Source organism: Streptomyces sp. NBC_01381, assembly GCF_026340305.1.
Taxonomy (GTDB): domain Bacteria; phylum Actinomycetota; class Actinomycetes; order Streptomycetales; family Streptomycetaceae; genus Streptomyces.
Map to the genome: position 1 here is coordinate 1,359,194 of NZ_JAPEPI010000002.1, position 24,092 is coordinate 1,383,285.

Annotated in this window: 23 protein-coding genes; 11 read left to right on the forward strand and 12 right to left on the reverse strand. The window is 68.6% G+C overall.

The window, feature by feature from the left end:
• The first annotated feature begins 97 nt into the window (after positions 1 to 97).
• Both OG453_RS27870 and OG453_RS27875 read left to right on the forward strand, forming a co-directional pair.
• Positions 98 to 946 carry a helix-turn-helix transcriptional regulator gene (locus tag OG453_RS27870; RefSeq protein ID WP_266871260.1) on the forward strand — a complete coding sequence of 283 codons (849 nt, stop codon included), beginning with the start codon at positions 98 to 100 and terminating at the stop codon, positions 944 to 946.
• Positions 943 to 3,486 carry an FtsX-like permease family protein gene (locus tag OG453_RS27875; RefSeq protein WP_266871261.1) on the forward strand — a complete coding sequence of 848 codons (2,544 nt, stop codon included), beginning with the start codon at positions 943 to 945 and terminating at the stop codon, positions 3,484 to 3,486. Before OG453_RS27870 ends, OG453_RS27875 begins: the two co-directional genes overlap by 4 nt.
• A 3-nt stretch (positions 3,487 to 3,489) precedes the next feature.
• Here OG453_RS27875 and OG453_RS27880 read toward each other — a convergent pair whose 3' ends face one another.
• From OG453_RS27880 to OG453_RS27915, 9 genes are all read right to left on the reverse strand, one after another.
• Complete coding sequence (locus tag OG453_RS27880; protein ID WP_266871263.1) at positions 3,490 to 3,921, reverse strand: rhodanese-like domain-containing protein; 432 nt, start codon at positions 3,919 to 3,921, stop codon at positions 3,490 to 3,492.
• Complete coding sequence (locus tag OG453_RS27885; RefSeq protein WP_266871264.1) at positions 3,918 to 4,454, reverse strand: cysteine dioxygenase; 537 nt, start codon at positions 4,452 to 4,454, stop codon at positions 3,918 to 3,920. Before OG453_RS27885 ends, OG453_RS27880 begins: the two co-directional genes overlap by 4 nt.
• Before the next feature lie 86 nt (positions 4,455 to 4,540).
• Positions 4,541 to 4,588 carry a hypothetical protein gene (locus OG453_RS45375; protein WP_309506048.1) on the reverse strand — a complete coding sequence of 16 codons (48 nt, stop codon included), beginning with the start codon at positions 4,586 to 4,588 and terminating at the stop codon, positions 4,541 to 4,543.
• An 82-nt stretch (positions 4,589 to 4,670) separates the two neighbouring features.
• Complete coding sequence (locus OG453_RS27890) at positions 4,671 to 6,323, reverse strand: FAD-dependent monooxygenase (protein ID WP_266871265.1); 1,653 nt, start codon at positions 6,321 to 6,323, stop codon at positions 4,671 to 4,673.
• 227 nt (positions 6,324 to 6,550) lie between these two features.
• Positions 6,551 to 7,204, reverse strand: a complete 654-nt coding sequence (locus tag OG453_RS27895; RefSeq protein ID WP_266871266.1) for a response regulator transcription factor — start codon at positions 7,202 to 7,204, stop codon at positions 6,551 to 6,553.
• Positions 7,205 to 8,678: 1,474 nt separating this feature from the next.
• Positions 8,679 to 9,599, reverse strand: coding sequence for an amino acid ABC transporter permease (locus tag OG453_RS27900; protein ID WP_266871267.1), 921 nt, complete (start codon positions 9,597 to 9,599; stop codon positions 8,679 to 8,681).
• Positions 9,596 to 10,261 carry an amino acid ABC transporter permease gene (locus tag OG453_RS27905; protein ID WP_323178716.1) on the reverse strand — a complete coding sequence of 222 codons (666 nt, stop codon included), beginning with the start codon at positions 10,259 to 10,261 and terminating at the stop codon, positions 9,596 to 9,598. Before OG453_RS27905 ends, OG453_RS27900 begins: the two co-directional genes overlap by 4 nt.
• Positions 10,262 to 10,336: 75 nt before the next feature.
• The gene (locus tag OG453_RS27910) at positions 10,337 to 11,176 is read right to left on the reverse strand and encodes a glutamate ABC transporter substrate-binding protein (RefSeq protein WP_266871269.1); all 840 of its coding nucleotides are present in this window, start codon (positions 11,174 to 11,176) and stop codon (positions 10,337 to 10,339) included.
• Between the two features lie 70 nt (positions 11,177 to 11,246).
• On the reverse strand, positions 11,247 to 12,026 hold the full coding sequence (locus OG453_RS27915) for an amino acid ABC transporter ATP-binding protein (protein WP_160507590.1): 780 nt from the start codon (positions 12,024 to 12,026) through the stop codon (positions 11,247 to 11,249).
• Positions 12,027 to 12,314: 288 nt separating this feature from the next.
• On the opposite strand from OG453_RS27915, the gene OG453_RS27920 reads away from it, so the two are divergent.
• Entirely contained in the window at positions 12,315 to 13,004 is a 690-nt protein-coding gene (locus OG453_RS27920; protein WP_266871271.1) for a response regulator transcription factor, read from the forward strand.
• A 16-nt stretch (positions 13,005 to 13,020) separates the two neighbouring features.
• Complete coding sequence (locus tag OG453_RS27925; RefSeq protein WP_266871272.1) at positions 13,021 to 14,448, forward strand: HAMP domain-containing sensor histidine kinase; 1,428 nt, start codon at positions 13,021 to 13,023, stop codon at positions 14,446 to 14,448.
• 15 nt (positions 14,449 to 14,463) lie between these two features.
• On the opposite strand, the gene OG453_RS27930 is transcribed toward OG453_RS27925, so the two are convergent.
• The gene (locus OG453_RS27930; protein WP_266871273.1) at positions 14,464 to 15,459 is read right to left on the reverse strand and encodes a TAXI family TRAP transporter solute-binding subunit; all 996 of its coding nucleotides are present in this window, start codon (positions 15,457 to 15,459) and stop codon (positions 14,464 to 14,466) included.
• A gap of 274 nt (positions 15,460 to 15,733) precedes the next feature.
• On the opposite strand from OG453_RS27930, the gene OG453_RS27935 reads away from it, so the two are divergent.
• The 6 genes from OG453_RS27935 (at position 15,734) to OG453_RS27960 (ending at position 22,059) form a co-directional block, all read left to right on the forward strand.
• Positions 15,734 to 15,997 (forward strand): hypothetical protein, encoded by a 264-nt coding sequence (locus OG453_RS27935; RefSeq protein ID WP_266871274.1) that lies wholly within the window; start codon positions 15,734 to 15,736, stop codon positions 15,995 to 15,997.
• Between the two features lie 44 nt (positions 15,998 to 16,041).
• Complete coding sequence (locus tag OG453_RS27940; protein WP_266873154.1) at positions 16,042 to 18,072, forward strand: bifunctional polysaccharide deacetylase/glycosyltransferase family 2 protein; 2,031 nt, start codon at positions 16,042 to 16,044, stop codon at positions 18,070 to 18,072.
• Entirely contained in the window at positions 18,069 to 19,394 is a 1,326-nt protein-coding gene (locus tag OG453_RS27945; protein WP_266871275.1) for an LCP family protein, read from the forward strand. The genes OG453_RS27940 and OG453_RS27945 overlap by 4 nt, the downstream gene beginning before the upstream one ends.
• Before the next feature lie 76 nt (positions 19,395 to 19,470).
• Entirely contained in the window at positions 19,471 to 20,991 is a 1,521-nt protein-coding gene (gene miaB, locus OG453_RS27950) for a tRNA (N6-isopentenyl adenosine(37)-C2)-methylthiotransferase MiaB (protein WP_266871276.1), read from the forward strand.
• 16 nt (positions 20,992 to 21,007) lie between these two features.
• Positions 21,008 to 21,313 (forward strand): hypothetical protein, encoded by a 306-nt coding sequence (locus OG453_RS27955; protein ID WP_266871277.1) that lies wholly within the window; start codon positions 21,008 to 21,010, stop codon positions 21,311 to 21,313.
• Positions 21,314 to 21,333: 20 nt separating this feature from the next.
• Entirely contained in the window at positions 21,334 to 22,059 is a 726-nt protein-coding gene (locus OG453_RS27960; protein WP_266871278.1) for a class III extradiol dioxygenase subunit B-like domain-containing protein, read from the forward strand.
• Between the two features lie 149 nt (positions 22,060 to 22,208).
• Here the strand turns inward: OG453_RS27960 and OG453_RS27965 are convergent, their stop codons facing one another.
• Positions 22,209 to 22,499, reverse strand: a complete 291-nt coding sequence (locus tag OG453_RS27965) for an antitoxin (RefSeq protein WP_266871280.1) — start codon at positions 22,497 to 22,499, stop codon at positions 22,209 to 22,211.
• 24 nt (positions 22,500 to 22,523) lie between these two features.
• Positions 22,524 to 22,871 carry a hypothetical protein gene (locus tag OG453_RS27970; RefSeq protein WP_266871281.1) on the reverse strand — a complete coding sequence of 116 codons (348 nt, stop codon included), beginning with the start codon at positions 22,869 to 22,871 and terminating at the stop codon, positions 22,524 to 22,526.
• A 182-nt stretch (positions 22,872 to 23,053) separates the two neighbouring features.
• Between OG453_RS27970 and miaA the strand changes: the two genes are divergently transcribed.
• A complete protein-coding gene (miaA, locus tag OG453_RS27975; protein WP_266871282.1) occupies positions 23,054 to 23,992 on the forward strand; it encodes a tRNA (adenosine(37)-N6)-dimethylallyltransferase MiaA in 939 nt (312 codons plus the stop codon).
• The last annotated feature ends 100 nt before the right edge of the window (positions 23,993 to 24,092 follow it).

A 24,092-nucleotide genomic window follows, 5' to 3' on the forward strand; every position in this document is an offset into this window, starting at 1 on the left:
ACTCGCCTACTGCTCCTGGGGGGTGGGGTTAACCCCCCGCTGAAGACGCCGGTCCACCGCACTGCACAGTTCCCTGTGCACAGGAAACTGTGTACGCATGGCAAAGCAACCCGGCACGACCGGCTCCGCGCCGGAAGGTGGGGCGGAGCCCGCATCGGACGACGAGACGGGCGCGGCCCTGCGTGGCGGGACCGAGGCTGTACCGGAGGACGGGGCTGACGCGGTCCCCGGAGACGAGGCCGAACTCGACGCAGCCACCGAAGGCGAGCCCCAAGCAGCCCCCCAGCGCGCGGCAGCGCACCACGCCCCCGAAGAGCTCCGCGATCTCCGTGTGCTCAAGGCGCTCGCGCAGCCCCGGCGGCAGCAGATGTTGCAGCACCTCACCGTGCACGGTCCCGCCACCTCCGCGACCCTCGCCAGGGACCTCGGCCTGAACACCGGGGCCACCAGTTACCACCTGCGTGAACTCGCCCGCTACGGCTTCGTCGAGGAGACTGGGGGCGCGGGGCACGGCCGTGAGCGCTGGTGGCGCGCGGTACCCGGCGACCGACGCTTTCCGCCGCGCAGCAGGCAGAACGTCGAGACGCGGCTCGTCATGGACGAGTTGAACCACTTCTCGTACGCCGCCGACCTGGAGCTCTTCGAGCAGTTGCAGCGGGACGGCGGCCCCGAACTCGGCGAGTGGGCCGACGCGTTCCCGTACTCGCGCGGCACGATCCGGCTGACTCTGCCCGAACTCCGCGAGTTCTTCGAGGAGTACATCGCCCTGCTCAACCGCTACAAGCGCCCCGCCGCCGAAACGCCGGCCGACGCGCGCACCGTACTCACCCGGCTCCTGGCCTTCCCGGCACCCGAACTCCCGGACGAGCCCGCCCACCCCTCCGCACCCGATGCACCCGGCACACCCGCCACACCCGACGCCACCGAACCCGAGGCCACACCATGATGCTGCGCTACGCACTGCAGACCGTCCGCGCCCGCAAGGGCGGATTCCTCGGCGCCTTCCTCGCGCTGATGTGCGCCGCCGCGCTCATCACGGCCTGCGGCACCCTCCTGGAGACGGGCCTGCGGGGCACCGTCCGGACCGAGCGCTATGCCGCGGCCCCCGTCATCGTCTCCGCCGACCAGAACGTCCACCAGACCACGGTCAAGCACAAGAAGGGCAAGACCAAGGTCAAGCACAAGGCCAAGCCGATCACCGAACGGGCCTGGCTGCCGGACGGCATCGAGCGCAAGCTTCGGGGCACTCCCGGTGTCCACGAGGTCGTTCCCGAACTCACGTTCCTCGCCGAGCCGTTGACGCGCACGTCCGGCGACCTCTCCGACAAGCCCGCGTACGGTCACGCCTGGCGATCGGCCGCGCTCACTCCCTTCCGTCTCGTCGAGGGCAGGGCCCCCCGTGCCGCCGGCGACCTCGTCATCGACCGCGACCTCGCCGACCGCGCCCGCCTCGAGCCGGGAGACCGGCTCACCGTCCAGTCGACACAGGCGCCGCGCACCTACCGGATCACCGGAGTCGCGGCCCCCGCCCAGGGCGCGCTCGCCCACCAGACGTCGCTCTTCTTCTCCACCGGCGAGGCCGAGCGGCTCGCCGCCCACCCGGGACAGGTCACCGCCTTCGGCGTCGTACCCGCCAAGGGGACCGACACGGGAGACCTCAAGGCGGCGGTCACCCACGCGCTCAACGGCACGAAGGCGCAGGTCAGCGTCGGAGGCGACCGCGGTCCCGTCGAGTTCCTCGACGCGGCGAGCGCCCGCGTCAAGCTGGTCAGCATGGGCGGCGCGATGGGCGGCACGTCCCTCCTCGTCGCCATCCTCGTGGTCGTCGGCACCTTCGCCCTCTCCGTGCAGCAGCGCCACCGCGAACTCGCCCTGCTCCGCGCCATCGCCGCCACCCCCAAGCAGATCCGGCGGTTCCTCGGCCGCGAGGCCCTGATCGTCGGCGCGGCCGCAGGCATCCTCGGCTCGCTCGCCGGAATCCCGCTCGGCGGCTGGCTGCACGGCCGGTTCGTGGACCTGGGCGCGATCCCCGCCACGCTGGAGCGCTCCGTGAGCTTCTTCCCGCCCATGGCGGCCATGGCCGCGACGCTCCTCGGGGCCTGGGCAGCCGCCCGCGTCTCAGCCCGCCGCATCGCCAAGATCCGCCCGGCGCAGGCCCTCGCCGAAGCACGCGTCGAGCGCTCCGGGCTCCCGTGGAGCCGCGTCGTCGCGGGGCTCGTGCTCCTCGCCGGAGGCGTCGTACTGGTCGCCCTGCTCAGCGTTCTGCGCACCGAGCCCGCGTCGACTCCCGTGACGTTCCTGGCCGTTGTGGTCCTCTCCTCCGCCATCGCGCTCCTCGGCCCGCTCCTGGTCAAGGCGGCGGCCGCCCTGATCCGCGGCCCGCTGCGGCTCTCCGGTCCCGGTGGCCGCCTCGCGCACGCCAACCTCCGGGGCAACGCCGCCCGGATGGCCGCCGCCGTCACCCCGCTCGCCCTCCTCACCGGCATGACCTGCACCGTCCTGTTCGTCCAACCCACCCTCGGCGACGCGGCCCGCGCGCAGGCCCGCGAGGGCATCCGCGCCGACTGGGTCCTTGCGGCACAGGGGCCCGGCGTCCCGGCCCAGGCCGCGCAGAAGCTGCGTACGACCGAAGGCGTCGAGGCCGCCACCGAAGTCGTCCGCACCACCGTGCGCGTAGGCCTCGACAAGTACCCGGCGCAGGGCGTCAGCACGGCCGGTCTCACCCGCACCTGGGACCCGGACGTCACCGCCGGAACCCTGAAGGGTTTCGGCAAGGACAGCGTCGCCGTCAGCGAACTGGCCGCGGACCAGCTCGACTTGAAGCCCGGAAGCACCCTGAAGCTCACGCTCGGCGACGGCAAGAAGACCGAGCTCAAGGTCGGTGCCGTGTACGCGCGCGGGCTCGGGTTCGGCGATCTGACCATGGCGCACGACCTGGTCGCCCGCCACGTCGACAACCCGCTCGCTGCCACGGTCCTGATCAAGAGCGACCGTACACAGGAACAACTCGCGGCAGACGTCCAGAAGTTCCCGGGCGTGCGGGTCCTCGCACCGGCCGAGGCCGACAACCTCCAGGCCGAACGCCAGCAGGCGAACGCCGAGGTGAACTACCTCGCCATGGGCCTGATCCTGGCCTTCACCGCGATCGCCGTGGTCAACACCCTGGCCATGTCGGTCTCCGAACGCGTCCGCGAGTTCGCGATGCTGCGCCTCGCCGGCGCTAGCCGCCGCCAGGTCCTGCGCATGCTGCGCACCGAAGCACTGTCCGTACTGCTCATCGGCACGGCCCTCGGCAGCGGTATCGCGCTCGCCGTCCTGACGGCCTTCAGCGTCGGCATGACGGGCAGCGCGGCGCCCTCGGTCGCACCCTTGGTGTACGTCTCCGTGGTGGCCCTCGGGGCACTGCTCGCCCTCACCGCGACCGCACTCCCCGGCCGCGCCGCCCTGAGGCCGCGTCCCGTGACGGTGGCCACGGCCAAGGAGTGAGCGTCACCGCTGGACGGGAAGCCCGGCCGCCTTCCACGCCTGGAACCCGCCGATGAGATCGGTGGCGTGCCGCAGCCCCAACTGCCGCAAGGAGACGGCCGCCAGGCTCGACGCGTAACCCTCGTTGCAGACCACGACGACCCGCAGGCCGTGCCCGACGGCCTGCGGGTCGCGGTGGCTGCCCTGCGGGTCAAGCCGCCATTCCAGCTCATTGCGTTCTACGACAAGGGCGCCGGGGATCAGCCCGTCGCGCTCACGCAGGGCCGCGTACCGGATGTCGACGAGAAGTCCCCCGGCGGCAGCCGTGTCGCGTGCCTGCTGAGGAGTGACCCGGTCGAGGCCGAGCCGTACACGCTCCAGCAACTCGTCGATGCCTACGGGAGATTCGCCCACGGTCTGCTGCTCGCCGCTGCGATCCACGGAACGCCCGCTCACTGCCAGTCCTCCGGACGCTCCACCGACTCCAGGCGGAGCACAGGCCCGGTGCGGCTGTAGCGGCGGATGCGCGGCAGCGGCGGGTAGTAGGCGTGCACGGAGACGGCGTGCTCGGTGGTGGACTCGTTCAGGACCTCGTGTACGTGATTCCGGCCGAAGGCCCTGCCCTTGCCCGCCGCCAACTCCCGTTCGCGGTCCACCCCTTCGGTCAGCTCCAGGGTCTTCCAGCCGTCGGTGGGCAGCCGCGCGGCGAGCGAGTTCTCCTTGAGGGTGCCCTCCGCGGTGAGGAAGGCGCCGACCGATTCGGCGTGGTCGTGCCAGCCGGTTCCGGTGCCCGGCGGCCAGCCGATCAGCCAGGCCTCGCTGCCGCCGGGACCTTCGAGGCGGACCCAGGTGCGGCCTTCGGGGTCGAGCGGCAAGGAGGCGATGAGTTCGGGGTCGGCGGCGCTACGACGTACGAAATCGAGCAGTTCGGCAGCGGTGGGCGTGGACGCCGGCGCGGGCGCGTGCGTGGCGGAGACAGAGGCAGACACGGGTATCCGTCCTGGAAGTTCGCGGAGGCGCGCACCCAAGAACGCAAGAGCAAGAGAAGAGGGGTGCGCGGGGGAGAAAGGCGAATTCAGCAGGACGGACGACACACGCAGCCCGCATAGCGGACGAGGTCCATATGGACCCTCCGCCACAGGCGCAGATCGGTGTCGGTCACGTTTCGGAGTAGACCATGACGCTGCGTGCCGGTCAACTCTGGCTCACTGTGTGGTCGGCCGGCTCGCCGCGGCCTTGCTCCGCGTCTTTTCCGCCTTCTCCGTAGTGTCCGTTTCGCGCGCCCGCTGCTTTGGAAGCACTCCGCCGAGCGCCGCCTCGGCCGCCGAGTACAGCTCGGCGGGGCGTACCCCGCTCAGCGCGGTGACCAGGTGGCCGTCGGGGCGGATGAGCAGCACCGAGTGCGCGGCGGCCCCCGGGTAGCTCTCCGCGACGAGCAGCTCCGCGGGGTGCGGCAGCGCGGTCACCGCGGCGGCGAGCCGGGGCATGATCCCGGCCGTCACCCAGTGTCGCCGCTCCCACACCACCGTGCCCGGCGCGACCAGGACCACGAGCAGCTGCCCGAGGCCGAGCCGGTCCCGCAGCTGCACGAAGGACCCGTCGGGCGCGGTCACCCGTACATCGGCGACCGGGGCACCCGGCTCGGTGCCGACCGCCACCTCGGACTCGGACGGCGCGGGCGCCAGGGGCGATTCCGCGTACGACCCGGGCGCGCCGAGCGGGCCGCGCCCCACATGGCCGTCCGTGAGGAGCGTGTCGTGCCCACGCGCCGTCCCCGGCACGTACGAACGCAGCCCTCCGCCGCCCCGCAGTATCGGCAGCGACTGGTCGGCGGCGCGTAGCCGGGCGGCGACACTGGCGCGCCGCTCGGCCTGATAGCTGTCGAGCAGGGATTCGCGCGCGCCGTGATGCCAGGCGAGCGCCAGCTTCCAGGCGAGGTTGTCCGCGTCCCGCAGCCCTTCGTCGAGCCCTTGCGTACCGAGCGCGCCGAGGAGGTGCGCGGCGTCCCCGGCGAGGAAGGCACGGCCGACCCGCCACCGGCGGGCGAGTCGGTGGTGGACGGTGTGCACACCTGTGTCGAGCAGTTCGTACGGCGGCGTGGATCCCCCGCACCACCCCGCGAGGGTCTCCCGGACGCGCGCCACGAGCGCGTCCGGAGTCACCAGATCGCCGCGCGGCGGCAGCAGCCAGTCGAGCCGCCACACCCCGCCGGCGAGCGGACGGCCCGTCACCTCGGCGCCTCCGCCGCGCCACGGAGGCATCCGATGCAACAACGCTTCACTGGGCCTGGGAAGTTCCGTGCGCAGCGCCGCCACGGCGTGTCGCTCGACGGCCGTGCGTCCGGGAAAGCGGATGTCGAGCAGCTTGCGCACCGTCGAGCGCGGTCCGTCGCAGCCCACCAGGTAACTGCCGCGCCACCAGGTGTCCTTGGGCCCGCGGGTGTGGGCGGTCAGCCCGCTCGCATCCTGCTCCAGGGAGTCGAGCTTGCTCTCGACCGCGATCTTGACAAGCCGCTCATCGGCGATGGCGGCGCGCAGGGCGCCGGTCAGCACATGCTGCGGCACATGCAGCGGGGGCGGCGTCTGATCACTGAACGTGAGCTCCCGCATCAGCTGCTTGCGGCGCAGCGAACGCCAGCCCGCCCACCGCGCGCCCGTCTCCATGTCACCGAACGAGTGACCGGCGAGCCGCTCCATGAGGGCCGCGGTGTCATCCCGCAGGACGACGGTCCGCGCGGGCCGCTGCTCGTCCTTGCCGGGCCCTTCGTCGAGCACGACGGTGGGTACGGAGTGACGCGCGAGAGCCAGGGCGAGCGTGAGCCCCACGGGCCCCGCGCCGACAACGATCACCGGGTCCACGGCGCGCACTCTCCCGTCACGCGGGCCCGGGAGCGCTGGACGTACGTACAAGAACTGGCAGTTGGAGCCCGGTGCACGATCACAGAACGTATGCAACCCATTGCCGGTGCTTGCGTCAAGTGACGACGTTGTGCGGGGACGGCTCAAACGGTGGAGCGGCGGTACTACGCCGTCTTCGGTCAGGCTCGCTCCCCGCGGCATATGGTCGACGACCCTCCTGGACCGAATTACGCGGCTGCAGAGGCTTGCCAAGCGATTCGGGCGGCGTGGAGCCGACTCGCTGCGTCAAGTTTCATGCAGATAGATCGAACATGCCCTTTCACTGTCTCGGAGCTTATTCCGAGGAGAGTCGCCACTTGTTTGTTGGGTAGCGCCTGTGCGACGAGTTCCAGCACCTGACGCTCTCGAGTGCTGAGCTGCCCGAGCTTCTCGCGAGCCTCTCTGGTGCTATTGGAGAAGTGATTCGGTTTTGAGTACTCGTTGAATACGTGGTCTGCGATTTCGGGCGAGAGGGCGCGACTGCCCTTGTGTATGGCGTCCACGGCCCAGGCGAGATGTCGAGCTGCGGTCTCTTGGAGCAGGATTCCGAACGCACCCAGGGTGAGCAGTTTTCGAACCTCGCTCTTGTGTATTAGTTGGGTGATCACGAGAATCTTGGGTGGATCTTTGAGTCGCTTGGTGCGTTCGATGACTTCAAAGGACTCGCCCGCAGTTACGGTGCCGGTCACGATGATATCTGCGCGTGCAGATCCTCGTATTGGCAGCGACTGGCTGAGTCCCCCCTGTGCTGCGATGTGAACGTCGCATTGAGAGGACAGAATTGCGGCCAAGCTGGCCCGAAAGAACTCGTTATTACTGATAATCGCTACCTGGATCATCATTAAACCCCCGGCTCCCCGAGATTCCGAAGTGTCGCCATTGCTTGGTCAGAGCGAAGGCTTGGCGGCAACATTGCCGAGGTTGACCTGTGGTCGTCAAGCTACTCACGGTGATGGCGCAGCAATTTGAGCTTCTATTGAGGGAGGTGCGGAGCTGCCCGACCGCCTCGAGCGTCGTTTTGCCCTGAAAAGCCGTCATGATCGGATTGCGGCGGGATTGGTGTCGAGGTGGGCGTGGTGGTGTCGGTTGCTGCGCTGAGGCAGGCGCCCCCAGTGTGGGGGCGGAGACTCCTGGGACCCCCAAATGGGGGGTGCCGGATTCGCAATTTGCAGATATACGGTAATTCTCAGAGGGAAGGGGAAGGTCCCCAATTCGATCAGTGAGGTGAGTTTGCAGATGCGGATGGATGCCGGTGGAAAGAAAGTCCGTCGAACAATGGCGTCGCCTTGGGGTAGGCGTGGCGTCGCTGCCCTTGCTGGTGCGGCTGCATTGGTTTTCATGCCATCGGCGGTGGGGGTAACTGCTCCTGCAGCGGCGCAGGAGCGTGGAGGGGTGAGTGCCACCGGAAGATGTGGCTCTCCGGAAATCAAGATCAGCTATCCCGGGCGTCACCCCAAGATCTACTTCAAGTCCCCTTCGGGGTGCAGCCGTGGCCGCCATGTTCTCGCTCTGGGGGCAGCTGTCTGGTGTGATGGACGGCAGGTGGTGAAGATTCAGGGCGGTAGCGTTATTGGCAGGACGCCAATCAAGACCCCCACCAAGAAGCTTCCCACGAAGGCGAACTGCAAGCGTCTGCAGGCCACTGCTCACATTAGGTATGTGCAGGCGGACTTCGATGATGACTGGGCATGGAAATGGGGAAACTTCCCTGCCTGACTGCCGGAGATAGTTCTTCTTTTTTGATCAGATTTATGCAGTGAATCTGATCTGGTGAATCCACTCGGAGGGAAATCAGTGCGTTACTCGAAGGTTGCCGTGCGCCGTGGCTTGGCGGCTTCCAGCGTATCTCTGCTCATGTGCCTCGGCGCGACATCTGTCCCTGCGCACGCGGACGGGCCGACGGAAATATATCGTGGCACAGTAAAGGGTAGCGTTGATATTCTGGGTGGTGGTCACACCTGGAAATACAAGGATAAGCAATACATCAGTACCAGCCTGAGGAATACTCGAAAGCACAGTATTCGCGTTACGTACAAGGGCTGTAAGGAGTGGAGGGCTCGGGCTGCGGTCAGGTACCCCGGTTCCGGTGGCCCCGACACGGACGAGCAGACGGTCAGGGGATGCAACAAGACGGCATGGCTGACTGTGATGGGCAGTAAGCGCTCGGAGGTCACTCTGGGTATCAAGATCTACCCGTCCGGGGACTACCAGAGTAAGGAAATACGTCCACGCTGAGCGCGGCGACCACACACATCACGGAGGCAGCGGCGTGAACGCCGCTGCCTCCGTGATGTGTGTCCGTAGGATCGGTGGTCGCTAGAGGCCGCCGCCGGCGTCTCCGGCGTCGCCCTGGATCTTCTTGGGGCCGATCGTCTCCAGGTCGTCGAGCGCACCGGGGCCCACTACGGCCCCGGTGCTCTTCTTGGCCCGGCGCAGTCGCTTCTCGAGCCAGCCTGCGAAAGTCGTGAGCGCGAAGTTGATGGCCACGAAGATCACCGCGACGACGGTGAAGCTCGCGATGGTGTTCGCGCCGTAGGCGGCACTCATCGGCCGGACTGATGCCAACAGTTCCGAGAAAGTGAGCATCGCGCCGCCGAGCGCGGTGTCCTTCACGATGACCACCAGCTGGCTGACGATCGCCGGCAGCATCGCAGTGACCGACTGCGGGAGCAGGACGGACCGCATCGTCTGTCCCTTGCGCAGGCCGATCGCCATCGCGGCCTCGGACTGCCCCTTGGGCAGGGACAGAATGCCCGCTCGCACAATCTCCGCCAGAACTGATGCGTTGTAGAGCACCAGGCCGGTGACGACGGCATAGAGCGGACGGTCGTCCGAGCTGACGTCGGTGAACTCGGAGTACGCCGCATCGGCGAACAGCATCAGGATCAGCACCGGGATCGCGCGGAAGAGCTCCACGACGGTGCCGGCCGGTAGCCGCACCCAGCTGTGGTCGGAAAGCCTCGAAATGCCGAAGACGGCACCCAAGGGGAGAGCGATCAGCATGGCGAATGACGCTGCTGTGAGGGTGTTCTCAAGCCCCGGCCAGATGTACGTTTCCCAGGCGCGGGTGTCTGTGAAGAAGGGCTTCCATTTCACCCAGTCGAGCTGGTGCTTCTCATCCAGCTTGGCGTACACCCAATAGGCAACGGCAACGAATGCGGCCAGGAACACGATCGAATACAGGATGTTCCGCCGCTTGGCGCGAGGGCCCGGAGCGTCGTACAGAACGGAAGTCATCGCTTCACCGCCACCTTCTTGCTCACCCAGCCGAGGAGTAGACCGGTGGGAAGGGTGAGGCACATGAATCCGAACGCGAAGATGGCTGCGATCAGAAGCAGTTGAGCTTCGTTCTCGATCATCTCCTTCATCAGGAGTGCGGCTTCGGATACACCGATCGCCGCGGCGACCGTCGTGTTCTTGGTCAGGGCGATCAGCACGTTCGCCAGCGGCGCCACGACCGCGCGGAATGCCTGCGGAAGGATGATGAGACCCAGCACCTGAGTGAAGCTGAGGCCGAGCGCACGTGCTGCCTCGGCCTGGCCGACGGGCACGGTGTTGATTCCGGACCGCAGCGCCTCACAGACGAACGCTGATGTGTAGAGGGTCAATCCCAGCACAGCGAGCCGGAAGTTGATCGTCTCGAAGTCTTCCGCACCCATGTTGATACTTAGGGTCTGGAAGAGCCCCAGGGATGTGAAGACGATGATGACCGTCAGTGGGATATTTCGTACCACGTTCACGTACGCGGTACCGAAACCTCGCATGAGCGGCACCGGGCTGACTCGCATACCGGCCAGCATTGTTCCCCATATGAGGGATCCGACGGCGGAGAGCGCGGTGAGCTTCACCGTCACCCAGAAGGCCGCCAGCAAGTCGTAATCTTCAAGAAAGTCGAACACGATCTCCCGCGCTTCCGCGTGTGGGGAGGGCATGGCGCGCCGTCCTGACGGACAGCGCGCCAATCAAGCCCTGCTTCACTTCTTGATGTCGCCGATCTTCGGGGCGGGCTCGTACTTGTAGTTCGCCGGACCGAAGTTGGCCTTCACGGCCTTCTCCCAGGAACCGTCCTTGACCATCTTGGTCAGCGCGGCGTCGACCTTCTTCTTGAGGTCGGCGTCGCCCTTCTTTAGGCCGATGCCGTAGTTCTCATTGGTCATCTTGAAGCCGGCAAGCTTGAACTTGCCCTGGAACTCCTTCTGCGCGGCGTAGCCCGCGAGGATGGAGTCGTCCGTCGTCAGCGCGTCAATGGCCTTGTTCTCGACGCCAGTCAGGCACTCCGAGTAGCCGCCGTACTCCTGCAGCTGGGCCTTGGGGGCCAAGTCCTTCTTGATGTTCTGCGCCGACGTCGAGCCGGTCACGGAACACAGCTTCTTGTTGTTCAGATCCTTCGGCGACTTGATGGACTTGTCGTCGGCGCGGACCAGGATGTCCTGGTGGGCGAGCAGGTAGGGGCCGGCGAAGTCGACCTTCTCCTTGCGCTCGTCGTTGATCGAGTAGGAAGCCGCGATGAAGTCGACGTCACCACGCGAGATCATGTTCTCGCGCTCGGCGCTCTTGGCTTCTTTCCACTCGATGTCGTCGGCCTTGTAGCCGAGCTCCTTGGCGACGTACGTCGCGACGTCGACGTCGAAGCCTTCGTAGTTGCCGTCCGGGGTCTTCTGACCGATACCCGGCTGGTCGAACTTGATGCCGATGGTGATCTTCTTGCCACCACCGGAACCCTTGTCGTCCTTGTCGTCCGAGCCACAAGCCGTGGCGGAGACGGAGAGCGCGAGTACGACGGCGGCTGCCGCGGTGACCTTGCGAGCCTTCATGGTGAACATCCTTTGTGTCGGCAGGAGAGATTGAGACGCAGAGAGCTCGACGCGTGATGCGTCCAGCGCGTCAGTGGTGAAGGATCTTCGACAGGAAGTCCTTGGCCCGGTCGCTGCGCGGGTTGCTGAAGAACTGGTCCGGCACGGCCTCTTCGACGATCCGGCCGTCCGCCATGAAGACGACGCGGTTGGCCGCGGACCGGGCGAAGCCCATCTCGTGGGTGACCACGACCATGGTCATGCCGTCACGGGCGAGCTGCTGCATGACCTCGAGGACCTCGTTGATCATCTCCGGGTCGAGCGCCGATGTGGGCTCGTCGAAGAGCATCACCTTCGGGTCCATCGCCAACGCGCGTGCGATCGCGACGCGTTGCTGCTGGCCACCGGAGAGCTGCGCCGGGTACTTGTCGGCCTGCGAGGCGACACCCACGCGGTCCAGGAGACCGCGTGCCTTTGTCTCAGCTTCCGCCTTGGACGTCTTGCGCACCTTGATCTGGCCCAGCATCACGTTCTCGAGCACGGTCTTGTGCGCGAAAAGGTTGAAGGACTGGAAGACCATGCCCACGTCCGCACGGAGACGGGCGAGCTCCTTGCCCTCCTGGGGCAGCGGCTTGCCGTCGATCGAGATGTCTCCCGATTCGACCGTCTCCAGGCGATTGATGGCGCGGCACAGTGTCGACTTGCCCGACCCGGAGGGGCCGATCACGACGACGACCTCACCGCGGGTGATGGTCAGGTCGATGTCCTGGAGGACGTGCAGAGCGCCGAAGTGCTTGTTGACGTTCTTCAGCACGACCAGGTCGTCCGCCCCGGGCGGTATGGCGTCCTTGGTCACCGATACTTCGGTCACGGCTTGTTGCTCCATCCTCCTCGGTTGGGAGGACAGTAATAACCCGGTGCGACCAGCGTCATTACATCTGAGGGGAAATTGAGCATAACGATCCGGCCGCAACCGGACACTCCGCGTGAAGGGGACGCCCCGTGCGCGTACCGGCTGCATAACGGAACGTGCCCGTAACCCGAACCCCCTTGACGCGGTCCTTATCTATCGGCGTGGATGCCTTGGTGCGTACGCACGCGCGCGTACCGGCCATCGGCAAGCGCGAACGAAACGACCGATGAACCGGAGGGGGCCCGCATGAGACTGCTCCTCGTAGAGGACGACAATCACGTGGCCGCAGCCCTGTCCGCGGTCCTGGCCCGGCACGGCTTCGACGTCGTGCACGCACGCAGCGGCGAGGAGGCCCTGCAGGCCCTGCTGCCCGGCGAAGCGGCGCCCTTCGGAGTCGTACTGCTCGATCTGGGGCTGCCCGACCAGGACGGCTACGAGGTCTGCGGCAAGATCCGCAAGCGCGGTTCGACGCCCGTGATCATGGTGACGGCCCGTGCCGACGTACGCTCCCGGATCCACGGCCTCAATCTCGGGGCCGATGACTACGTAGTGAAGCCGTACGACACCGGGGAGCTGATCGCCCGTATCCACGCGGTCATTCGGCGCCCCCCGTCCGGCGCCGCCGCGGGCCCCGCGGACAGCGAACTGCGCCTCGGTCCCGTACGCATCGAACTGCCCACCCGTCAGGTCAGCGTGGACGGTTCGACCGTCCAACTGACCCGCAAGGAGTTCGACTTGCTGGCGCTCCTCGCGCAGCGGCCCGGTGTGGTGTTCCGCCGGGAGCAGATCATCAGCGAGGTGTGGCGCACCAGTTGGGAGGGGACGGGGCGCACCCTTGAGGTGCATGTGGCGTCCCTGCGTTCCAAGCTGCACATGCCGGCCCTGATCGAGACCGTACGGGGCGTGGGCTACCGCCTCGTCGCGCCGGCCGCGTAGCGCGTAGCGAGGTCAGGTGCGCACTCGCCTTCTGCCGCTGCTCATCGTCCTCATGGCGGGAGTGCTGCTCGCGCTGGGCTTCCCGCTCGCGGTGAGCGTCGCCGCGGCGCAGCAGCAGAAGGTGGTCGTCGACCGGATCGACGACACGGCGAGATTTGCGGCGCTCGCGCAGTTCGTCACGAAACGTCCCACCGGCTCGCGGGTGCGCGACAAGGACGAACGGCGCGAAACCCTCCAGACCGAACTCGACTACTACCACGAGGTGTACGGGATAAGGGCGGGCGTCTTCTTCCGGGACGGCCAGCCCATGGCGCACGCGCCCGGCAACTGGTTCCTGCCCCCGCGCGGGCACGAACGGGAGGCCTTCGAGGAGGCACTCAGGTCCCGCGGCAGCCACGATCCGCGCCAGGTGTGGCCCTGGCAGCGCGGACGGCTCGTCGTCGCCTCTCCGGTGATCAGGGACGGTGACGTCATCGCCGTCGTCGTCACCGACTCGCCCACGGGTCACATGCGTTCGAAGACCCTGCAGGGATGGCTGCTCATCGGCGCAGGCGAGTCGGCGGCGATGCTGCTGGCCGTGGGCGCCGCACTGCGGCTCACCGGCTGGGTCCTGCGCCCGGTGCGGGTCCTGGACGCGACCACGCACGACATCGCGACCGGGAGCCTGAAGTCGCGGGTCGCGGCCGCGGGCGGGCCGCCGGAACTCAGGCGCCTGGCGCGGTCGTTCAACGAGATGGCGGACAACGTTCAGGACGTGCTGGAGCAGCAGCGCGCCTTTGTCGCCGACGCCTCGCACCAACTGCGCAACCCGCTCTCCGCCCTGCTGCTGCGCATCGAGCTGCTCGCCCTCGAACTGCCCGAGGGGAACGAGGAGATCGCCTCTGTGCGCACCGAGGGCAAGCGCCTCGCCCAGGTCCTCGACGACCTGCTCGGCCTGGCGCTCGCCGAGCACGCCGACGCCGACCTGAGCCTCACCGACATCGGCGAGCTCGCGGCCGAGCGGGTCGGGGCCTGGCGGCCGCTCGCCGAGGAGCGCGAGGTCCGGCTTACCGGGGAGTGCCCGGCCACCACCGGTTGGGCCGATCCCGTCGCGTTGTCCAGCGCCCTGGACGCGGTGATCGACAACGCCCTGAAGTTCACGCCAGAGGGCGAGGAGGTGCGGGTGGAGGTCTCCGGGAGCGGCGCGATGACGACGATAGTGATCACGGACGGCGGACCCGGCCTCACCGAGGACGAACTCGCCCGCATCGGCGACCGCTTCTGGCGCAGCAACCGCCACCAGAACGTGAAGGGTTCGGGCCTCGGCCTCTCCATCTCGCGGGCCCTGCTGGCGGCGGGCGGCGGCTCCATCGCCTATGAGAGCCATGAGCCGCACGGGCTGCGGGTGACCGTCGGCGTCCCACGCAGCGAGCCGGGCGCCCACGGCGTGACCGTCAGGGCTTGACCGACCGGTCGTACGTCACGGCTTGACCGACCGGTAGTAGCGGCGCGCGCCGTCGTGCAGGTCGAGCGGGTCCGTGTAGAGGGCCGTCCGCAGGTCCACCAGCTGGGCCGCGTGCACCTGGTCGCCGATGTGGTCACGGCTGTCGATCACGGTCCGGGTCAGGCCCTCGGTCAGTTCCGGGTCGGCGCGGTCGGTGGTGACCAGGAGGTTCGCCACGGCCAGGGTCGGCACGGCAGCGTTCTGCTGCGCGTTGGGATAGGCATCGGCGGGCATCACGGCGGCTCGGTAGTAGCGCGACGCACCGCCCTGCTTGTGCAGCTCCTCCACCAGGTCGCCGAGTTTGACGAGGCGGATGTCGAACTCTTCGGACAGCTCAAGAACCGAACTGGTGGGCAGTCCGCCCGACCAGAAGAAGGCGTCGATGTCGCCCTTCTTAAGAAGAGCGGGCGCCTTGTCGATGCCGGCGTCCACCGCCGTCAGGTCCTTCTCGGGATCGAGGTCGGCGGCCTTGAGCACCCGGTCCGCTATCAGCCTCACACCCGAGCGCGGCTGCCCCACGGCCACCCGCTTGTCCCGCAGGTCCGCCGCCTCCTCGATGTCCGACGAGCGCCGGACGACGAGCTGGACGTAGTCGTCGTACAGCCGCGCACAGCCCCGCAGCCGGTCCGCGCCCGCACCGCCCTCCAGGCGGTACTTCTCGACCGCGTCGGCGGCCGCGATGGTGAAATCGGCCTTCCCCGTGGCCACGCGCTCGACGTTCTCCTGCGACCCCTGGCTGTTCAGCAGCTCCACGTCCACCTTGGGCATGTCCTGCGCCACGGCGGTCCGCAGCAGCTTGCCGTACCGCTCGTACACGGCGTTCTTCACGCCCGTACTGAACGTCATCCGGCCACCAGGGGAGTCGTCGCCCGTCGGGACGAGCCACCACATCAGAAGACCGAAGACCACGAGGGCGGCGGCCGCACCCTGGAGCGCGCGCCGTCGGCTGATGTGGGGGAGTGCCTTGAGCATGCGCGCGATCCTGCCAGTCGATTCGCTCCGGTGACCAGGGGCGAACTCACACCGGCCACCGGGCGACTCCCGAGCGTCCCGCTCGGGAGTCGTCCGTCACATCGCGATACCCGGACAAACCTCACTTGACGGATGTGGAGCGGGTGTCCCCGTACCGCCCATGACACAGACAGAGGCGTAAGTAAATCGAGCAGATAAGGCGGAGTTTTTGGGCTCGATCGAGCGAGAGTTCACTTTTTAGACACACCTGCGACTGTGGCTACACTCGCCCGCCATGGTTAGGGCGAGCAACACCGGCAGCAGAAGACGAGAACAGCGGAATCGCCAGATATTCGTCGACGGTTCCGGCAGGCGCAGACGGCTCCTGCGGTACGCGGCCGTGCTGGTCGCCTGTGCCTGCGCGGGGTATCTGCTGCTGCTGGCCACCGCCCTGACGGGCGTCCTGCGGCAGCACGCCGGTGCGGCACCCGGAGCGGTCGAACCGGCCCCGGCCACGGGTGTGGCTGTCACGGCGACGAGTGGAGGCATCTTTACGTGAGCCGGCACGCGCAGCGCCGTGACCCGCGTGTTCACTGGGTGCTGATGGTCATCGTCCTCTCCGCGGTCGCCGCCGCGCTGGTCTTCGAGGGCTGGACCACCCACCAGGTCTCCGCGGCGCAGACGCGGACGGCCTGTACGTCACCCGTCCCGAAGGCGGCGGACGACGGCGATCCGGTGCTGAGCATCACCGGCGACAAGGTGGAGACCTCCGCCATGCCCGCCCGCACCGTCGCGCTCACCTACGACGGCGGGCCCGACCCGGTGTGGACCCCGCGGCTGCTCGGGCTCCTGCGCGAGCACGACGCGCACGCGACCTTCTTCCTCTCCGGCGCCCAGGCCGCCCGGCACCCCGATCTGGTGCGCCAGATCCACGCCGCGGGCCACGAGATCGGCTCGTACACCTACACCGGTGCCGACCTGGGCTCCGTGTCGGCGCGGCGGGCCGGGATCGAGCTGTCGCTCACGCAGACCGTGCTCGCGGGCACCGCGGGCGTCGACACCCGGCTGCTGCGGCTGCCGCACACCACGCAGGCCGACACGCTGTGCGGCGGCGAGTGGACCGCGGCGCGACGTGCCGCCGCGGACGGCTACCTCCTGGTGGCCGCCGACCGGCCGTTCCGGAAGCCGGAGCAGGGCGTGGTCCGCCAGTTCAGCCACACGAGCACCGCGTACCAGGAGACCGAGAAGCTGCTCGGCAACCGGAAGATCGAGAAGTTCACCACCGTGACCGCCGGGCTCGCGCAGCCGCCGGCGAACGCACCGGTGTTCTCCCTCGACCGCCAGCAGGGCAAGGGCCTGGTCTGGGTTCAGGCCGCGGGGCATGTCTTCGTGAACGCCATGACCTGGGTGCTCGGGATCGCGGGCAGCCTCGCGATGCTGCGGCTGCTGATGCTTGTGGTCTTCGCCCGCGCCCATATCCGGCGGCTGGACCGCTTCCGCCCCGGTGCGCCCCGGCTACGGGAGGTCAACGGGCCGGTGACGGTGCTGGTGCCCGCGTACAACGAGGAAGCCGGCATCGAGTCCACCGTCAGGTCGCTGCTGGCCTCCACCCACCGTCACCTGCAGATCGTCGTGATCGACGACGGGTCCACGGACAGCACGGCGGAGATCGCCGAGCGCATACGTGATCCCCGCGTGACGGTGGTGCGACAGGCCAACGCGGGCAAGGCGGCCGCCCTCAACACCGGTCTGGCCCATACGAGATACGACTACGTAGTCATGGTCGACGCCGACACGGTCTTCGAGCCGGACGCCATTCACCGGCTCATCCAGCCGCTCGCCCACGCGGCCGTCGGCGCGGTCAGCGGCAACACCAAGGTCGGCAACCGGCGTGGCCTGCTCGGCAGGTGGCAGCACCTGGAGTACGTCTTCGGGTTCAACCTCGACCGCCGTATGTTCGAGGTCCTCGAGTGCATGCCGACGGTTCCGGGGGCCATCGGTGCCTTCCGCCGGGACGCGCTGATGGGTGTCGGCGGCGTCAGCGAGGACACCCTCGCCGAGGACACCGATCTCACGATGGCGCTGTGGCGGGCCGGCTGGCGGGTCGTGTACGAGGAGTCCGCGGTCGCCTGGACCGAGGTCCCCACCAAGCTGGGCCAGCTGTGGAGGCAGCGCTACCGCTGGTGCTACGGCACCCTCCAGGCCATGTGGAAGCACCGCCGAGCCGTGTTCGAGGTGGGCCCGTCCGGGCGCTTCGCGCGCCGCGGTCTCAGCTATCTCGCCCTCTTCCAGATCCTGCTGCCGCTGCTCGCGCCGATCGTCGACGTCTTCGCGGTCTACGGACTGCTGTTCATCGACTCCGCGCAGGCGATCGGCGTGTGGGTGGGCTTCCTCCTCGTCCAGATGGTCGTCGCCGGATACGCCCTGCGGCTGGACGGGGAACGGCTGCGGACGCTGTGGTCGATGCCGTTCCAGCTCTTCGTCTACCGACAGCTCATGTATCTGGTGACCATCCAGTCCGTGGTCACCGCGCTGCTCGGCAACCGGCTCAAGTGGCAGCGCATGCAGCGCTCGGGCTCGGCCGCCGATCAGTTGCCCAGAGGACGCGAGCGCAAGGAGGTGTTGCCCGGATGAGCAGGGGCGAGCGGGGAAAGCGACGTCGTACGCGGGCGGAGAGCGCCGAGTCGGAGCCGCTCACGGGCACGGTTCTGGCGCAGCAGGGGACTACGGAGTACGGCGTTTCCGCGTACGAGTACGACCACGACTACGGGACGGCTGGATACGTCACCACCGATATCGCTCCGCGTGTACCGCCGCAGTCCATCCCCTACGGAGGGCGTGGTGACTACAGCGTCGACTCCGGCATCGATTACGGCGTCGCCTCCGAAGTCGACGACGAGCGGGACGACGAGGGCGACGCGGCGGACGACGGCCCCGGCCGCGGTCGGCGACGCTCCGGGATCCGCCGCAGCTGGCCCCGCCGGATCATGCGGACGCTGCTTGTCCTGGTGGCCGTGGCGCTGGTCACATCCGTGTCCACGTATGTCTGGGCGGACGGCAAGCTCGAGCGCGACGTCGACCTCGGCAAGGTCGAGGACCGGCCGTCGGGCGGCGAGGGCACGAACTACCTCATCGTGGGCTCCGACAGCCGCGACGGCCTCTCCGGCAAGGACAAGAAGGACCTGCACACCGGCTCGGCCGAGGGTCGCCGCACCGACTCGATGATCCTGCTGCACACCGGCCGCAACGGGAGCACGATGATGAGCCTGCCGCGTGACTCCTGGGTCACCGTTCCGCCGTTCACCCGCCCGGAGACGGGGAAACGCCCCGCAGCCGAGAAGAATAAGCTGAACGCGGCCTTCTCGGAGGGCGGCCCGGAACTGCTTGTGCGGACCGTCGAGTTCAACACCGGGCTGAAGATCGACCACTATGCGGAGATCGGCTTTGCCGGCTTCGTGAACGTCGTCGACTCGGTCGGCGGCGTCGAGATGTGCCTCGACAAGGCCATCAAGGACAAGAGCTCGGGCGCGGACCTGAAGAAGGGCTGCCAGACCCTGGACGGCACCGAGGCCCTCGCGTTCGTCCGCCAGCGCCATCAGGAGTCGGAGGGCGACCTGGGGCGGTCAAGGAACCAGCAGAAGTTCCTGTCCGCGCTCGCGGAGCAGGCCGCCGCACCGGGCACCGTGTTCAATCCGGCCAAGCTCTACTCGACCATGGGTGCGGGCCTTGACACCCTCATCGTCGACAAGGACCTGAGCCTGCAGGACCTCACTGCAATGTTCCAGGCGATGCAGGGGGTCGCGGGCGGCGCGGGCAGGCAGATCAACGTACCGGTGGCGAGTCTCGGCTTCCCCACCTCCAAGGGCAGCGCCGTGAAGTGGGACGAGGCGAAGGCGAAGAAGCTCTTCGGCGAGCTGCGGGACGACCGTCCTGTGACCTTCCAGGAGAAGAAGTGACCGGCCGCCGCGGGCCCGCTCCCGCTGAACGACTCCGGCGTCGGGGAGTGTCCGAGGTACCGCCTACCCTTGTCACATGAGCAGCAGCGACCGGAGCGGGCCAGTGGGCGTCAAGGGAACATACGAGGTACGCACTTACGGGTGCCAGATGAACGTCCACGATTCGGAGCGCCTCTCCGGTCTCCTTGAGGGCGCTGGCTACGAACGCGCGCCCGAAGGCTCGGACGGCGACGCCGACGTGGTCGTCTTCAACACATGCGCCGTCCGTGAGAACGCCGACAACCGTCTCTACGGCAACCTCGGCCGCCTGGCGCCGATGAAGACCAAGCGGCCCGGCATGCAGATCGCCGTCGGCGGCTGCCTCGCCCAGAAGGACCGCGACACGATCGTCAAGAAGGCCCCGTGGGTCGACGTCGTCTTCGGAACGCACAACATCGGCAAGCTGCCGGTGCTCCTGGAGCGCGCCCGCGTCCAGGAGGAGGCACAGGTCGAGATCGCCGAGTCCCTGGAGGCGTTCCCCTCGACGCTGCCCACGCGCCGCGAGAGCGCGTACGCGGCGTGGGTCTCCATCTCCGTGGGCTGCAACAACACCTGCACCTTCTGCATCGTGCCCGCCCTGCGCGGCAAGGAGAAGGACCGCAGGACCGGCGACATCCTCGCCGAGATCGAGACCCTGGTCGGCGAGGGTGTCTCGGAGATCACCCTGCTCGGGCAGAACGTGAACGCGTACGGCTCGGACATCGGTGACCGCGAGGCCTTCAGCAAGCTGCTGCGCGCCTGCGGCAAGATCGAGGGCCTGGAGCGCGTGCGCTTCACTTCCCCGCACCCGCGCGACTTCACGGACGACGTGATCGCCGCGATGGCCGAGACGCCGAACGTGATGCCGCAGCTGCACATGCCGCTGCAGTCCGGCTCGGACCCCGTCCTGAAGGCGATGCGCCGCTCGTACCGCCAGGACCGCTTCCTGGGGATCATCGAGAAGGTCCGCGCCGCCATGCCGGACGCCGCGATCTCCACCGACATCATCATCGGCTTCCCCGGGGAGACCGAGGAGGACTTCGAGCAGACTATGCACGTCGTCCGCGAGGCCCGCTTCGCCAACGCCTTCACCTTCCAGTACTCCAAGCGCCCCGGTACGCCGGCGGCGACCATGGAGGGGCAGATCCCCAAGGAGGTCGTCCAGTCGCGTTACGAGCGTCTGGTCGCCCTCCAGGAGGAGATCTCCTGGGAGGAGAACAAGAAGCAGGTCGGCAGGACCCTGGAGCTGATGGTCGCCGAGGGCGAGGGCCGCAAGGACGGCGCCACGCACCGCCTCTCCGGGCGCGCCCCCGACAACCGCCTGGTCCACTTCACCAAGCCGGACACCGAGGTGCGCCCCGGCGACGTGGTGACCGTCGAGATCACCTACGCGGCGCCCCACCACCTGCTCGCCGAGGGCGCCGTGCTCGGCGTGCGGCGCACGGGCGCGGGCGACGCGTGGGAGAAGCGCAACACGGAGGCGGCGGCCAAGCCCGCGGGCGTGATGCTGGGGCTGCCGAAGATCGGCGCTCCGGAGCCGCTGCCCGTGGCCTCCGGCAGCGGCTGCGGCTGCGACTGACCGGGGAGAGACGGCGATGACGGGGGACGGGGATGCCACGGCGCGCTGGGCTCTGCTGATGCAGAACCCTCCAGGGCCGGGCGCTTGGCATCAGTTCGAACTGATGGCCACGGTGGACGGTACGCGCGCGCAGGCGTGGGAGCAGTTCGGCGAGTTCGTGCGCCTGTACCGCCCCAAGCACCCGCGGAATCCCGTACGGGTACGGCGCTACCGCGTCAGTGACGGCTGGCTGGTGATCGGCGACGGCATGTCCGGCGGTTCCTTCCCCTACCGCTTCCAGGTCTCCGAGCTGGAGTGGGACTCGGGCCCGATCGCCTACTAGTGCGCGTTACGCTGCGGATCATGCTTGTCGCCGCAGCCGTCTGCCCCTGCCCGCCCCTGCTCGTGCCCGAGGTCGCCGCGGGCGCCGCCCCCGAACTGGACGCCGCGCGCGCCGCGTGCACGGACGCCATCGGGGTGCTCGCCGCCGCACGGCCCGACCGGCTCGTCGTGGTCGGACCCGCCGAACAGAGCGGGCGAGGGTGGCATCCGCAGGGGGCCCGTGGGTCCTTCCGCGGCTTCGGAGTGGACCTTGGCGTACGGCTGGGCGCCTCCGCCGGCGAAGCCGCTGACGGCGCGGCAGAGCGTGCGCTTCCGCCCGCGCTCGCCGTCGCCGGCTGGCTGCTCGGACGCACGCAATGGTCGGCCGCCCCGCTGGACGGTCTCGGCGTGGGGGAACCTCTCGGGGCCGAGCGGTGTATTCAAGTCGGAGGGGACATCGCGACGCGGGCGGACCGGGTGGCGCTGCTGGTGATGGGCGACGCCAGCGCGTGCCGCACGCTGAAGGCGCCGGGGTATCTGGACGAGCGGGCGGCCGGATTCGACGCGGAGGTCGCGCGTGCGCTGGGTGCCGCGGACGTCGAGGCGCTCAAGGGCCTGGACGAGCAGCTGGCGTACGAACTGAAGGCGGCGGGCCGGGCGCCGTGGCAGGTGCTCGCGGGCGCGGCCGAGGGCGCGGGCCTGAGCGGCGAGCTGCTCTACGAGGACGCGCCGTACGGCGTGGGGTACATGGTGGCCGCCTGGTCGTAGCGGCGGCCCGCTGCGGTCGGCCGAAGCAGCCGTGGACGGCACGGCGACGGCCGCGGAGCTGATGGCGCTCCGCGGCCGTCCGCCGGTGCGGGTCGGTCGATGGCTCGGCCGGTGGTGCCGGGCGGGTGATGCGGCCCGTGACGTGTCCTTCAGGAGGTCGGCGGTGGCGTCGGAGGGGTGGTGCCGCCACCGCCCGCGTGCTTGCCATCGCCCGCGTCCTTGCCGCCGCCGGACGTCCCGGCGAGGCGGTCCACGGCGTGCTTCGCCTTGCCCGTGCCCGTCTGGATCTTGTCGCTGTACTTGCCCTTGGTCTTGGCGTCGACCACCTTCGCGGCCTTGTCGAGACCGTGGTCGATCTTGTCCCCGTGCTGTTGCGCGAGTCCTGAGACCTTGTCCTTGGCCGGGGCGAGCTTGTCCTTCAGTTTGTCCAGGAAGCCCATCGTTACCTTCCCTCACTGGGCGAGCTACTTGCGGGCGCCTTCGCCGGCCTCGCTGTCGGCGGCCTCGCCCGCGGACTGCTGCTTCGGGATCTCCACACCCTCGGCGGCGGCCGCATCCGCGCTCTCGGCCTGCGCCTCGGCTTCGGGCTCGGTGTCGTCCGTGGCGGCGGAGGTGGCCTTGTCGTCGACCTTGCCTTCGGCCTTGTCGTCGGCCTGTTCCTCGGCCTGGTCCTTGGCCTCCGCCCCGGTCCCGGCCTCGGAAGTCTCCTCGGCCGCGGCCGGATCGGCCGTCAGGGTGTCGGCCGCCGCCTCAGTTGTCGACGCCTCTTCCGAATCCTTGGACTTCCTGCGGAACCGTGAAAAAACACCCATAACTACTCCATACGTTACTCGTGTGGGCGAAATGCCGTGCCGCCCGGTGCGCCCTGTTGCGCCACCCGGGTCACCGGTCCTCGAAACCGGCGGCCGGAACCTCGCAACAGGCAACGACCCCGGACCAGGGGCGTCACGTAACTCGTTCGGGAAGTGGCCGAGAGGTTTGCGAGACTGGGGCGGTGAGTAGCGCAGCTCCCGCCCCGCGGGTCATCGCCGTTGTCGGTCCGACCGCGGCAGGAAAGTCCGATCTGGGCGTATTTCTCGCCCAGCGTCTCGGCGGCGAAGTCGTCAACGCCGACTCCATGCAGCTCTACAGAGGGATGGACATCGGGACCGCAAAGCTGACGCTCGAAGAGCGCGACGGAGTGCCGCACCACCTCCTCGACATCTGGGACGTCACGGAGGCGGCGAGTGTCGCCGAGTACCAGAAGCTGGCCCGCGCCGAGATCGACCGTCTCCTCGCCGCGGGGCGCTGGCCGATCCTGGTCGGCGGCTCCGGGCTCTACGTCAGGGGAGCCGTCGACCAACTCGAGTTCCCCGGCACCGACCCCGCCGTAAGGGTCCGCCTGGAGGAGGAACTGGAGCTGCGCGGCTCCGGAGAGCTGCACGCCCGCCTCGCCGCCGCCGACCCCGGAGCGGCGCAGGCCATCCTGCCCAGCAACGGCCGCCGGATCGTCCGCGCCCTCGAGGTCATCGAGATCACCGGCAAGCCCTTCACCGCCAACCTCCCCAGCCACGAATCCGTCTACGACACCGTCCAGATCGGCGTGGATGTCGCCCGCCCCGAACTCGACGAACGGATCGCCACGCGCGTGGACCGCATGTGGGAGGCCGGCCTCGTCGACGAGGTGCGTGCCCTGGAGGCCGTGGGTCTGCGCGAGGGGCGTACTGCGTCGCGTGCGCTCGGGTATCAGCAGGTGCTCGCGGCGCTCGCGGGGGAGTGCACCGATGACGAAGCGCGCGCCGAGACCGTGCGCGCCACCAAGCGCTTCGCGCGCCGCCAGGACTCGTGGTTCCGCCGCGATCCGCGCGTGCACTGGCTCAGCGGTGCGGTGGCCGATCGGGGGGAACTCCCGGCACAGGCACTGACGTTGGTCGAACGAGCGGTCACAGCCTGATCACGTGATGGCATCGGGACGCTCCGGCGGTCATCCCGGCCCCTGGCGCCGTGCCATCATCGACCATCGATCGACCAGTGGAGTCCGGAGTGGGAGGGCG